The organism is Brevibacillus brevis (assembly GCF_031583145.1).
In the GTDB taxonomy this organism is placed as follows: Bacteria; Bacillota; Bacilli; order Brevibacillales; family Brevibacillaceae; genus Brevibacillus; species Brevibacillus brevis_E.
This window is the reverse complement of sequence record NZ_CP134050.1, coordinates 2,142,469-2,155,957: the sequence shown is the minus strand read 5'-3', so window position 1 is coordinate 2,155,957 and position 13,489 is coordinate 2,142,469. Positions and strand designations below refer to the sequence as shown.

Below are 13,489 nucleotides of genomic sequence, written 5' to 3'. Positions count from 1 at the left end.
CACTCAGGTTCTAGTTTGTATGCTGCAGTTTTGCGTTCAGCGTTTGTGCGAGCTCATCCCTTTTGACTTCTTGCTGATCGCCTGTCGCCATCTCTTTGAGCACGACCGTGCCTGCGTCCAGCTCGGATTCGCCGATAATCGCCGTAAAGCGCGCGGACAGACGGTCAGCCTGTTTCAGCTGCGCCTTCATTTTGCGATCGAGGTAATCGAGCTCCGCCGAGATTCCCGCCCTGCGCAGCTGATCCACGAGGACGAACGCCTGCGACTTCGCTTCCGGCGTCTGTACGACCACGAAGCAGTCGATGCCGCCGCTGACCGGCAGCTGCACTCCTTGCTTTTCCAGAGCCAAAAGCAGCCGCTCGATACTGAGCGCGAAGCCGATGCCCGGCATGTCGTCTCCGCCCAGCTCCGCTACCAGCCCGTTGTAGCGACCGCCGCCGCAAAGCGTTTCTACTGCCCCGATTTCCGCCATCTTGATTTCAAACGCGGTCAAGGTGTAGTAGTCCAGCCCGCGAACCAGACGCGGATTCACGTGATACGGGATGTCGAGCGCGGTCAGGTAGCCTTTCACTGCTTCGAAGTGGGCAGCGGATTCCTCGCTCAAGTAGTCGAGAATCGAAGGCGCGTCTTTGGTCAGCGACTTGCACTTCTCGTTTTTGCAGTCAAGCACGCGCAGCGGATTGCGATCGATCCGCGATTGGCAGTCCTCGCACAGCTCGGAGCGCACGCCGTTCAGGTGCGCCAGCAGATGCTCGCGGTGACGGGCGCGGTCTTCCAGCGTGCCGACACTGTTCAGCTCGACGCTGAGCCCGGTCAGACCCAGCTCCTGGTAAAGACGGATGGCCAGCCCGATCACTTCGGCGTCAATCGCCGGATCGCTGGAGCCGATCGCTTCTGCGCCGAACTGGACGAACTGGCGGTAGCGCCCTGCCTGCGGCCGCTCGTGGCGAAACATCGGCCCGAGATAGTACAGCTTGGTCGGCTGGTTCGGCGAGCCGTACAGCTTGTTCTCCACATAAGAACGGACGACGCCGGCTGTTCCTTCCGGACGAAGCGTCAGCGCATCCGTGCTGCGCGGATTCGCCACGCTGTACATCTCTTTTTCCACGATGTCGGTCGTCTCGCCCACGCCCCGTTGGAACAGCTCGGTGTTCTCAAACAGCGGCGTCCGGATTTCCTGATAGTTAAAGCGGCGGCACAAATCGCGGGCCTTGGCCTCCACGTAGTGCCACAGCTCCACGGTACCGGGCATGATGTCCTGCGTACCGCGGGGAATTTGAATTCGCGTCATTGGAATGAACCCCCATTGAGATAAAGAAAATAAAAAAGCCCCCCGCCGCCTGACATGTAGCGCATACCACATGTCAGGGACGAGAGACTGTTTTGAACTCCCGTGGTGCCACCCTGATTGAGCGACGTTCGCATAGCGATTGCATCACTCCTCTTCACTAGCCGTTAACGCCGGCGCACGCCTGCCAGTTACTGGGGGAGCCGATCGGTCTCTCCGTTCACTGCGGTCTTCGGGGATGTCATTCACCAAGTCGTCATACGAAAGCACTCTCAGCCACGGTGCCTTCTCTCTGGATATCCGTCTCCTGGATACTCGTTCCCGTCATCAGATCTTTTTATGCTGTCATAAAAGCTTAATGTGAATCATAGCAAACCTGCCAGCCTCGAGTCAACAGGCGCTGTTATAAAACTTTTTTTGCAAACCATTTACTGCTGGGCGGCTGCCGTCTTTCCGAAGTAAATGTCGTCCAGATCGCGCAGCTTGTTCTCCACGAGCACGCGGTACGTATCGTTGTAGGTCTTGGGATCCTTCGGGTTCGGCCAGCGGGTCAGCTTGCCGCTCCCGGGAGCCATCAACTTGGAGACAGCTCCGCAGCCGAGGCCGAGAATCGTTTGGACCTCTTCCATGATCATGATGTTGTAGATGCTTTCTTTGCCCGGTTTGGAGTAGCCGACGTTCTCCAGATTGCCAAGAATGTTTTTTTGCCGGTAAAGATAGTACGGATCATAGCCATTTTCCCGCGTCCACGCAGAAGCCATGTCCATCATTCTGCCGATTTCCTCCCGGCTTGCCACTTTGTAGCGCTCCTTGTTCTGCGTCATTTCCGAAGCACGCTTGAACGAAAGAGTATGGACCGTCAGCGAGGCAGGCATCAGCTTTTCGACCTCGCGCAAGCTGTGCTCCAGCTCCGCCACACCCTCGTTCGGCAGGCCGATGATCAAGTCCATGTTGATATTGGACAGCCCCATCTCCATGGCGAGGTGGTACTTCTCGATCGTCTCTTCGACCGTATGGTGCCGGCCGATGGCATGCAACGTCTCCTGTGTGAACGACTGGGGATTGATGCTGATGCGGTCCACTTCCCAGCGTTTCATCACCTCGAGCTTCTCTTTCGTGATCGTATCCGGACGCCCTGCTTCGACCGTCAGCTCTCGAACGCTGTCCATATGCGGAAAGAAGTTGTGCATGGTAGAGAACAACTGATCCATGTCCTCGGCCGTGATGCTCGTCGGCGTACCGCCGCCGAAGTAGATCGAGGTGATCCGCTGGTCGTTTTCCGCAAGCCACTTGCCGATATGCTCCAGCTCGTAATGCAGCCCTTCGAGAAACGGATTGACCGAGGCGGTATGGCTGCGGATCGCATAGGCGGGAAACGTGCAATACGCGCACTTGGTCGGGCAAAACGGGATCCCGATGTAGACGGACAGCTCGCGATCGATGCTGTACAGGTCTGGCACGACCTGCAGCTGCCGATCCACGATGTCCTGCAGCAGCTTCAGCTTGTAGGGACGCAGGATGACATCCCGCTCCAGTCTGCGGTGCGCTTCCTCTTTCCCGACTCCTGCCGCATTCATCTGATGCAGCAGCTTGGTCGGCCGGATGCCCGTCAGAATTCCCCAGCCTTGCTCCATTCCTGTATATTCTTCCAAAAGCAACAGCAACGCATAGCAAAGCGCCTGCTTTGCTGTTTTGCGCATCGCCTTTTCATCGCGGGAGATGTAGTCGCGTTTGACCTGGTGCCGGATGTTGCGGACATCGTCAACCAGCTCGCCCGTCGCCAGCACCCCTTCTTTTCCTTCATCCAGAGTCAGCCTGAGCTTCAAGCCCGCTTCCTCTGTCCACTTCGCTGTGAACGACAGCTGCGGATCTTCGTAAAACAAAGCGAGGATCAGCGACAGCTCCCGCTCGAACGCGTGTCCTACGCACGTAATCTGAATCATGGGTTCACCTGCTTTTCAGTATGCCACTCTTCATGTTATCCGACCGCAAGCGGACTGGTCAACCATCCAAGCGGCACCTGCAAGCATGCAATCTCGCCCATTATTTCCGCTTTCTGCGCAAATGCTGGACATCCCGGACGCCGATGCCCCAATCCTGCGACATCTCCACACCGCCGAGCGCCGACTCTTTTTCCAAAAAGTCGTGAAAGTCGACGGAAAACAGCCTGCGATTCAGCTCCTGTGCGAATGTCTCCTTCTCTGACTGCCTCACGCCGTATCCCTCCTCATTTCCGTATGATCTCTTCCTATTATTGCCGCGAAGGCAGAAAAACAACCCGCGAAAACATTGGGGAAGTTTGTCGGAAGATGCAGGAAAAAGCCGGATATAAGGCGAATGAAATACCTTTACCAAAAAGATGCAGAAAAATGAAATGGACATTTGCAAACTAGCTGGAAAGGATGTCAAATCGTGTTTCGTCAAAAGTTCCTGAAGTCGCTCCTGACTATCGCATGCGCCGTTTCCCTCCCCGTTACAACAGCTTGGGCCGCCGGTTCTGTTCAGGTCACTGTGGACAAGCTCAACGTCCGTTCAGGCCCAAGCCTTCAGGACTCCGTCATTGCGACTCTGCCGATAAACACCGTATTGCCCGTCCTCGCTTCCAAAAGCGATTGGGTGCAAGTAAAGCTGCCCAGCGGCCAAAGCGGATGGGTCGCCGGTTACCTGGTCAAACAGCAGCAGACCACAGCTTCTCCGGCACAGATCGAGAGCACCACGACCAATCTCAACGTGCGCTCGGGACCCGGGCAGACTTACCCTGTGGTCCAGATGATCAATCCGGGAACCCGCTACACCATCGTGCAAAAAAACGGTGATTGGATTCAGATCCAGCTATCCGCCCAAGCCAAGGGCTGGGTCGCAGCCTGGCTGGTAAAAGAGATGGCACCAGGCAGCTCGTCTACCCCCACTCCTCCGGCAAGCCAGACTCCTGCCTCTCCCGGTTCCAGTACGGCCGTCACACCCAATGGCACAGGGTCAGAAGCAAAGCCGGGAGCTGTTCAGGGAGCCAGTCTGACGCTGGAGTTTGCCCCTTACGTATACGCCACTCCCGACAACACCACGCCCGCGATCGGGCAGCTGCACGCGGGAGAAACCGTTCAGGTCATCGCCCAGAAAAACGGCTGGATCCAGTTCCCTTACGATGGCGTCAATGCCTGGTTTTCTACCGAAGAGAGCTCCCTTCCCGGCTTGCCGCAGACAGGTACGACGGATGGTTCAGTCTCTGTCGGAGAACCGGAATCACCCGCCACGGGCAACGAGAATCCCCCTGCCCCATCCGGGCAGACGACTACGCCTGCCAAGCAGACAGCGACAGTGAAGACGGACGGGCTCAATTTGCGCAGCGAAAGCAATACGTCGAGCGCCATTCTCGGCACACTGGCAATAGGCAGCACGTTGACCGTACTTGAAAAGCAAGGCGAATGGTACCGCGTCCAGGCTCCGGATGGGAAAACCGGATGGGTCGCGGGATGGCTGGTCACCGTGTCCAAGCCCGAGTTCCCTACGCCTAGCGGTCCGTATGTGACGATCGTCAATCCGGACACGAATGTCCGCTCGGGACCCGGCAACGAGCACGGAATTGTCGCAAAAGTACAGCCTGGTGAAAAATACGCCATCGCCGGCAGATCGGGAGACTGGTTCCAAGTCACCTTGAGCAACGGCTCTACCGGATACATCGCGGGTTGGCTCGTTTCTTCCACGGGTGCTCCTGCAGTGGTTCGGTCCAACGAATTGAAGGACAAAATCATCGTCGTAGACGCAGGGCACGGCGGCAATGATAACGGCGCGACAGGCAAGAGCTTTTCCACGCTGGAGAAGACCGTCAACCTCCAGGTCGCGCTGATGCTGCGCAACAAGCTCGAATCCGCCGGTGCCAAGGTCATCATGACCAGACCGGACGATCGGAAGCTGACCTTGCAGCAGAGGGTAGATATGGCTGTCTCGAATCACGCCGACATCTTTGTGAGCATCCACCACAATACCCATCCGAACACGGCCACGAACGGTTCCATCGTGTTTTACTACAACGAGGGCAATTCCAGCAAGCTGGCTTCCCTCGTCCAGACTGAACTGGTCAAGGCGACGAGTTACAAAGATTTGCAGTCCCGCTTCGGCGATTACTTCGTTCTGCGGGAAAACCCGGTCCCTGCCATTCTCGCGGAAATCGGCTTCCTTTCCAACTACAACGAGGAGATGCGGGTCCGCTCCGAAGCGCAGCAAAATCTCGCCGCCGACGGTCTGTTCAAGGGGATTGTCCAATACTTCTCCTCGCAAAACACGCAGGGCAGTTGAGAAGCGTAACAACGCAAAAAACGAGGGAGCGATGCTCCCTCGTTTTCCTTTTCATAGAACCGTCATTCAGTTGGACGTCGTTCCCACGGCTCGACCGTCCCGACTATGGAGAGCGGCTCGTCCGTTTGCATGGCGCGAATCACTCCGCGGGAGATCTCGCTATGGGTCAGCCAGCGCGATGACTGCGCATCTGTCACGAACCCGAGGATGACGCGACGGTATCGGCAATAGGCTATCTCCTCGACGGCGGGAGGCTGGATCCAAGCTCGGCTGCCGCACACATGAAACAGCAGCCATTCCTTTTTTTGGCCCATTAGTTCCCGCTGGATGGCGGCAAGGGCATCGGGTGCAGTTCCGTGAATCCACGCGACGACCACATCCACAGGTCCCCGATGGCGCACCAGATCACTGACTGCTTGCTTCAGAGCCTCCGTATCACGGTAATCCAAAGCGAGCATCGTAAAAGATCCCGGTGTGTCCGATTCTTCCGCCACCCGATCGAGTCTGCTTTGCTCTCTGCCGATTACCGTCACATGGTAGCCGGTTCGGGCCAGCCACCGCGATACCTCTGCCAGCATGCCGCTCCCGCCAACAACCAAGGCTTCTTTCCCCATGTCGTCACCGTCCGGCCTGATTTTTACGATTCGACTATCAGTGTTACAGGCCCGTCGTTGAGCAGTCGCACATCCATCATCGCCCCGAAGCGCCCGGTTTCCACACGCAGTCCTTTTTCCCGCAGCTTGGCGTTGAACAGCTCGTACAACGGCTCCGCGTGCTCTGGACGAGCCGCCGCCATGAAATTGGGGCGCCGACCTTTGCGGCAGTCGCCGTACAGCGTAAATTGCGACACGGACAGGATTTGTCCGCCGGTTTCCAAAACCGAATGGTTCATTTTTCCTTCTTCATCTTCAAATATACGCAGATTGGCAATCTTGTCGGCGACGAATTCCACTTCTTTTTCGCCGTCCTCGTGTGTGATTCCTACCAGCAGCATCAGGCCGTGGTCGATTTGTCCCACGATTTCTCCCGCCACCGTCACACTCGCTTCCCGTGTCCGTTGCACGACTACTCTCATCCCTCATTCATCCCTTCGTTTCCGGTCTATGCCCCAAACAAAAACACCCGATCCTTCTAAGGATCAGGTGCTCAAAATCCGGCGGACCGAATAAATATCTTTGATGCGCTTGATGCGCTCCACAACCTTTTGCAAATGATCCACATTGCTGATGGATATCGTCATATGAATGGTCGCAACCCGATTTTTGTCCGCCTTGCCGCTGACGGCGGCAATGTTCGTCTTCGTCTCCGCCACGACCTGTAGCACATCATTCAGAAGCCCGCTGCGATCGTTGCCGGTAATCTCGATTTCCACGTTGAAGTTGTGCTTGAAGTCCGTGTCCCATTCGACATCGATCAACCGCTCCGAGCATTCATCCGCCAGGACGTTCGGGCAATCCAGCCGGTGAACCGATACACCGCGGCCTCTGGTGATAAACCCGATGATCTGGTCGCCTGGGACGGGGGTACAGCACCGCGAGATGCGCACAAGCAAGTTGTCTACCCCGCGCACCTTGACGCCAGACTCGCTTTTGACCGTATGCTGGGCCGGATTCGGCTTGTACTCAGGAATGACGGGATTTTGCTCTTCCCGCTCCCGGCGCAGCTTGTCGACCAACCGAGTGACGATCTGCGAAGCCGTAATGCCGCCGTAGCCTACTGCCGCAAACATGTCCTCGGCGCCCTGGAAGTTGAAGCGGGCTGCGGCTTCCTTCAAATTGGCTTCCGTCATCGCTTCCTTCACATCGAAGCTGCGGGCCTTGATTTCCGCCTCGACCATTTGCTGCCCTTTGGCAACGTTTTCTTCCCGCTTTTCTTTTTTGAACCACTGCTTGATTTTGTTGCGAGCGTGCGCCGACTTCGCCATTTTCAGCCAGTCTTGGCTCGGCCCGTACGAATGCTTGGAAGTCAATATTTCGACAATATCGCCTGTCTTCATGGCGTAATCGAGCGGAACGATCTTGCCGTTCACTTTCGCCCCGATGGTTCGGTTTCCGACAGCTGAGTGAATCCGATACGAAAAGTCCAGCGGTACGGAGCCTTTCGGCAGCTCAACCACGTCGCCTTTCGGGGTAAAGACAAACACCGTATCGGAAAACAGATCTTGCTTGAGACTTTCCATGAACTCCTGCGCATTTGGAGCTTCCTCCGAGCCGCCTTCGATCAGCTCGCGAAGGTTCCCCAGCTTTTCCGCGAAAGAGCCTTGGACCACGCTCTTGCCTTCCTTGTACGCCCAGTGAGCGGCGATCCCGATCTCTGCCGTCTGGTGCATATCCCACGTCCGAATCTGCACTTCCAGCGGCTCTCCTTTCGGGCCGATCACCGTTGTGTGCAAAGACTGGTACATGTTGGTCTTCGGCATCGCGATGTAATCCTTGAATCTGCCCGGCATCGGCTTCCACAATGTGTGGACGATCCCCAATACCGCATAGCAGTCCCGGATGTCATTTACGATGATCCGCAGCGCCAGCAGATCGTAAATCTCATTGAACTGCTTGTTTTGCTTGGTCATCTTTTTATAAATACTGTAGATGTGCTTCGGCCTGCCGGAAATTTCCGCTTCGATATTCAGCTCGCCCAGCTTTTCGCGGATGGTGTCGGAAGCTTCATTCAGGTAAGCTTCCCTCTCTACCCGCTTCTTCTGCATCAGGTTGACGATCCGGTAATACTGCTGCGGGTTCAGGTAACGCAGCGCCGTGTCCTCCAGCTCCCATTTGACGGAAGCAATCCCGAGCCGATGGGCAAGCGGAGCGAAAATCTCCAGCGTCTCGTCGGATATCTCCCGCTGCTTCTCCTCGGACATGTGTCGAAGCGTCCGCATGTTGTGCAGGCGGTCTGCCAGCTTGATCATGATGACCCGTATATCCTGAGCCATCGCAATCAGCATCTTGCGGTGATTCTCCGCCAGCTGCTCTTCTTTGGACTTGTATTTGATTTTTTCCAGCTTGGTCACGCCATCCACCAGGAGTGCCACATCCGGACCGAACTGCTCGCGCAAATCATCGAGAGTGATATCGGTGTCCTCCACGACATCGTGCAAAAAGCCCGCAGCGATTGTTACCGCATCCATATGCAAATTGGCAAGAATGCCCGCGACGGCAATCGGATGCATGATGTACGGAACTCCCGATTTTCTCACCTGGCCTTCATGCGCTTTTTCCGCCAACTGATAGGCACGTGTAATCAGGTCCAGATCCGACCCAGACAAATAGGTGCTTGCTTTTTTTACTACCTCATCAATGCCGGTAATCATAGTTCCCTTCCCTTATCCTCTCATAAGAAAAAAGCTTCTGATTGAAGTTCTTTGCAGGGTGACTGCTTTCGCCTTGTATGGACTTTTCCTATCATCCTGGGCAAAAAAGCCGGACAGGAATCGACAGGGTACTATCTAGGATGCACCAAGCACGTTGGCGAAGCCTTCGCTTCTGCGCTTCTATCCAGTAGGATTTCACCATTTCCTACCTGTATAAAAAAACCTCTGTTCGAGGCTTAATTTTGGAGAGAAGCGGCCGCTAGGGTTTGAAAGCTTATCCTGATGCTAATGAGAGTCGCGGACACCGATGCACTCCGTTATGCGCTTGGCATTCATTCGAAATTCATTTTTCTCATGAATTCCTTCCCTAAAAAAAAAGTCCTGCGAAGCCGGTAACATTCTGTCGGTCTAGCGTAAGGATGGAGAATGTAATCATGTCTATTTCATACTATTATCTTGTATGTCGTTCGTATTGTAAAGCTGATTTCCCCTGTAAACTATGAACAGTCGAGGAAAAAAGCAAAAAACGGGCAAATCGCCCGTTTTTTTGTCGGTTTTTTAGTATTGCACCAAGGATTTGACTGGAAAATCGCCAATTTTTTGGCGTCCATCCAGGTAAGACAGCTCGATGAAAAATGCGGCGCCGACGACTTTACCGCCCAGCTGCTCAACCAGATTGATCGTCGTTTCGATGGTTCCGCCTGTTGCGAGCAGGTCATCGGCAATCAACACGCGCTGGCCAGGTTTGATCGCATCGACGTGGATCGCCAGTGCGTCCTTGCCGTACTCAAGGTCGTATTCCGCCTTGATGGACTCGTATGGCAGCTTGCCCGATTTGCGGATCGGAACGAACCCGATGCCCAGCTCGTAGGACAGGGGCGCTCCCACGACAAAACCGCGCGCTTCCGGCCCGGCGATGACTTCCGCCTGCACTTCGCGAGCGAATACGGCCAGTTCTTCGATGGCAGCCCGATAGGCTGGGCCATCCTTCAACAGTGTGGTGATGTCCTTGAAGCGGATTCCCGGTTGCGGGAAATCAGGGATGACGCGAATGTACTGTTTAAAATCCATGAATAATTCCTCCTAAATGGTGGCAGGTTCCACCAACTGTTGAAACGTGCGAATCAATTCATCCGAAGAGGACAACAGCAGATCCGTTGCCAACTCCGCCTCTTCCTTCCAGGCCAGGTACAGACGCGAGCTTTCCAGCGGCCTTTTCCCCGAAGGGTTTTGCAGCCGATACTGTCCCGGCTCTTCGGTCAGCAGCTCCAGCTCCATAAAAATCCCGAGCATGCCGTCAAGAAGGCCGCGCTTCCATTTGAGCTTGCGTGCAAGCGCGTCCAGGTGCATGTGCTGGACGACCGGCACTTGCACGAGAAACTGGTAGAGCTGCTTAAAGTGCTCCCGTCCAGGGCAAGACAGCCGTTCCATGCCCAAATCGGGATCTCCGAACAGGCAGTAGATTCGTTCGGCCCCTTGTACCCGCGAAAGAACGGCCTGCATGTCAGAACGGCGCTTGGGCAGATCGTACAGAACGACGTTTTGCAGGTCCGGCAAAGAGCTGCCTTCCATGTCTGCACCCGCGTACAGCACGTTTTTGATCTGTTCCTCGGACGCTCTGGAAGCAAACCAGTCGTAGCTTTCCTCGCGAAACAGCACCGTAAGGGAATGGGGCTCGCTCGCAATTTGCAGCCATTTTTCCCACTTGTCCCGGCTTCCCCGCCAATCGAAGACTTGCTGATGCAAAACCGCCAAATCGCGGATCGTCAGCTGCGGCTTGCGGTTGCCGTTCCATTCGTTGACCGACAGCTCGCCCAGCACGCGGAATTTTGCCTTTGGCGTCACCTTTTTCGTGACGTGCGCCCAGTTAAAACCGATGGCATCCACGGTCGTGCTCCCTTTTTGCAAGGAGCATTTCAAATGGTTGTCATCGCGGCCGATCGTGCGCATGCCGGATGTCTCCACGTCCTCGAGCATGATCAGCGGCGTCGGATTCCCCATCCCGTACGGAGCCAGCATCTCCAGCTGCTGAGCAGCCTCCAGACTGATTTCCTGAATGTCCATGGAGACGTCTACCTTAGTCAGCGGTGTGAAGTCGTCGGGGGCCAGCCACTCACCCGCCAGCTCGTTCAGCCGCTGTCGCAAAGGGCCGAGGTTTTCGACCGGCAGCGTCATTCCCGCAGCCATCGTATGCCCGCCGAAGTGCGGAAGCCACTCCTTGCAAGCAGTCAATGCTTCGTACATGTCAAAGCCGGCGATGCTGCGCGCGGAGCCTTTGGCCGTTCCTTTTTCCGGATCGATGCCCAGGACGATCGTCGGCCGGTAAAAGGTCTCGACCAGGCGGGAAGCGACGATTCCGACGACTCCCACGTTCCAGCCTTCTTTTGCCACTACCAGGACGTGATGCTCATCGGGCGGGAACTGCTCGCGGACCATCTGGATCGCTTCTTCCGTCATCGACTGGACCAGCTCTTGACGCTCCCGGTTTAAATCGTCCAACGCCTGAGCGCAGCGCTCGGCTTCCTCCAGATCTTCCGTCGTCAACAGCTTGACCGCCGATTCCGCCGTTTCCAGCCGTCCACTGGCATTCAAGCGCGGCCCGAGGGCAAACCCGACGTGCCCCGCAGACAGCTCGCTGTCCGAGAGCCCGCATACGCGAATCAAGGCCTGCAGCCCGATGTTGCGAGTCTGATTCAGCCGTTTCAATCCCGCCCGCGCCAATATCCGATTTTCATCGACCAGCGGAACCAGATCGGCAATCGTCCCCAGAGCGGCCAAATCCGCCAAGTGCAGCGGTGCCTCGCCCAGCAGGGCATGCCCCAGCTTGAAGGCCACTCCGACACCCGCCAGCATGTCAAACGGATACGTGCAGCCTGGCTTCTTCGGGTTGATCACAGCAAATGCCTCCGGGATGACTGCCGGAGGTTCGTGGTGGTCGGTTACGATGACCTCAAGGCCCAGTTGTTTGGCGAATTCGACCTGGTCTACCGCACTGATCCCGGTATCGACCGTAATGATCAGCTTGTATCCGTCCCGATGCAGCTGAGCCAAAGCGTCTTTATGTAACCCGTATCCTTCCGTAAAGCGGTTGGGAATGTAATAATCGAAGACTGCACCCAGTTGGCGCAACAGGTGAACCATGAGTGAAGTGGAACTGACGCCGTCAGCGTCGTAATCTCCATAAATGCAAATCGGCTCTTTGTTCTCGATAGCCTGTTTGATGCGATGCACGCTTTTCTCCATGCCATCCAAAAGAAACGGATCATGAAAAAGCTCCGGACCGGCTTCGAGAAACTCTCGAGCCTTCTGTGGTGAATCAATGCCGCGAATCACCAGCAGCTTGGATACGAGCGGTGTCAACTGACACTCGGCAGCAATCGCCGCCGCCAACTGCTCGTCGTAAGCCGCCAGTTGCCAGCGTGTTTTCGCTTTCAACAATGAGCACGCCTCCAATCCTCATTCATTATAGAGGATGGAGCAGGAGACTGACAACTGCATAACCATACCTTGGCGCAAGGACCCTTCCGGGAACCCCCCCTCCACGGTACGCACCCGTGAAAACGGACGGATCCTACGGTGCTGTCGGCAACGGATCGTACGGATTGATATGGACAAATACGTCGCGCACTTGCGGAAAGTGGTCCAGCAGCTCTTGTTTGACGTGCTTGCCGACTCGGTGCCCTTCTTCCACACTGATGTGCGGGTTTACCCCGATTTTGACGTCAATGATGAGATAGTGCCCTGTTTCCCTGGCACGCAACGTATCGATGCGCATGACGCCGGGAACGCTCTCGATCGTTTGACGGAACTCCACCGTATCTTCTTCGTGCAGAACGTGGTCGAGCGTACTGTGAATCGACTCCATCATGATGTTGTACGACATTTTCAACACCAGAGCAGAGACAAAAACACCTGCAGCCGGGTCGAGGTACAGCATCCAGGGCACACCCAGCCATTCTCCCAGAATGGCTCCTCCAATCCCGACCAGGGCGGCAAAGGAAGAGTACACGTCCGAACGATGCTCCCACGCATTGGCGATGAGCGACTGGCTGTTCAGCTTTTTGCCGAGATTGTACTTGTAACGAAACATCGCTTCCTTGACCACCATGGAACCGATCGCAGCCCACACGGCGAGAAAGCCAGGCGCTTCGACGGGAGAGAAAAACGATTTGATGGAAGAGATGCCGATTTCAAAACCGACTACGACTAGCAGCACCGAAACGATAATGGCCGAAATCGACTCAGCCTTCCCGTGCCCGTACGGATGGTCTTCATCTGGAGGGCGTTCTGCTGCCCGAATGCCGATCAGCACCGCGACCGATCCGACGACATCCGATGCAGAATGGACGGAATCGGCGATCATCGCCTGCGATTTGGCTAGCAAACCGACGACGAGCTTGACTCCTGCCAACGCCAGATTCCCTATGATCCCGACCCATGCGCCAAACTGCGCTTTCGCCAAGCGGTCATCCGCCATAGCAACCTCCTCCTCTCTTGGAAAAACTGACTTCGCCAGACCTGTGTGAGAGCCTTCGTTTCCCTTATACTGGATAAGAATCTCATAAATTATTACCAGTATCAAATGGACCTGCCTGTGA

At 55.8% G+C, this 13,489-nt stretch carries 10 protein-coding genes; 1 reads left to right on the top strand and 9 read right to left on the bottom strand.

Going from position 1 to position 13,489, the window contains the following annotated elements; all coding sequences use genetic code 11:
* Positions 1-10 precede the first annotated feature (10 nt).
* The 3 genes from hisS to RGB73_RS10685 all read right to left on the bottom strand — a co-directional run bounded on the left by hisS (position 11) and on the right by RGB73_RS10685 (position 3,502).
* Positions 11-1,291, bottom strand: coding sequence for a histidine--tRNA ligase (hisS, locus tag RGB73_RS10695; protein WP_310771729.1), 1,281 nt, complete (start codon positions 1,289-1,291; stop codon positions 11-13).
* A gap of 425 nt (positions 1,292-1,716) precedes the next feature.
* Entirely contained in the window at positions 1,717-3,231 is a 1,515-nt protein-coding gene (locus tag RGB73_RS10690) for a coproporphyrinogen III oxidase (RefSeq protein WP_310771727.1), read from the bottom strand.
* A 100-nt stretch (positions 3,232-3,331) separates the two neighbouring features.
* Complete coding sequence (locus RGB73_RS10685; protein WP_310771726.1) at positions 3,332-3,502, bottom strand: hypothetical protein; 171 nt, start codon at positions 3,500-3,502, stop codon at positions 3,332-3,334.
* Between the two features lie 195 nt (positions 3,503-3,697).
* Here RGB73_RS10685 and RGB73_RS10680 point away from each other — a divergent pair, with 195 nt between their 5' ends.
* Positions 3,698-5,581, top strand: a complete 1,884-nt coding sequence (locus tag RGB73_RS10680; protein ID WP_396136207.1) for an N-acetylmuramoyl-L-alanine amidase family protein — start codon at positions 3,698-3,700, stop codon at positions 5,579-5,581.
* Between the two features lie 62 nt (positions 5,582-5,643).
* On the opposite strand, the gene RGB73_RS10675 is transcribed toward RGB73_RS10680, so the two are convergent.
* The 6 genes from RGB73_RS10675 to RGB73_RS10650 form a co-directional block, all read right to left on the bottom strand.
* Entirely contained in the window at positions 5,644-6,195 is a 552-nt protein-coding gene (locus RGB73_RS10675; protein WP_310771723.1) for a short-chain dehydrogenase, read from the bottom strand.
* 23 nt (positions 6,196-6,218) lie between these two features.
* Positions 6,219-6,656, bottom strand: a complete 438-nt coding sequence (dtd, locus tag RGB73_RS10670; RefSeq protein ID WP_310771721.1) for a D-aminoacyl-tRNA deacylase — start codon at positions 6,654-6,656, stop codon at positions 6,219-6,221.
* A 63-nt stretch (positions 6,657-6,719) separates the two neighbouring features.
* A complete protein-coding gene (locus RGB73_RS10665) occupies positions 6,720-8,891 on the bottom strand; it encodes a RelA/SpoT family protein (protein ID WP_310771719.1) in 2,172 nt (723 codons plus the stop codon).
* Between the two features lie 558 nt (positions 8,892-9,449).
* Positions 9,450-9,962 carry an adenine phosphoribosyltransferase gene (locus tag RGB73_RS10660; RefSeq protein WP_310771717.1) on the bottom strand — a complete coding sequence of 171 codons (513 nt, stop codon included), beginning with the start codon at positions 9,960-9,962 and terminating at the stop codon, positions 9,450-9,452.
* Between the two features lie 12 nt (positions 9,963-9,974).
* Positions 9,975-12,329 carry a single-stranded-DNA-specific exonuclease RecJ gene (gene recJ / locus RGB73_RS10655; RefSeq protein WP_310771715.1) on the bottom strand — a complete coding sequence of 785 codons (2,355 nt, stop codon included), beginning with the start codon at positions 12,327-12,329 and terminating at the stop codon, positions 9,975-9,977.
* Positions 12,330-12,462: 133 nt separating this feature from the next.
* A complete protein-coding gene (locus RGB73_RS10650; RefSeq protein WP_310771713.1) occupies positions 12,463-13,368 on the bottom strand; it encodes a cation diffusion facilitator family transporter in 906 nt (301 codons plus the stop codon).
* Positions 13,369-13,489: the final 121 nt, after the last annotated feature.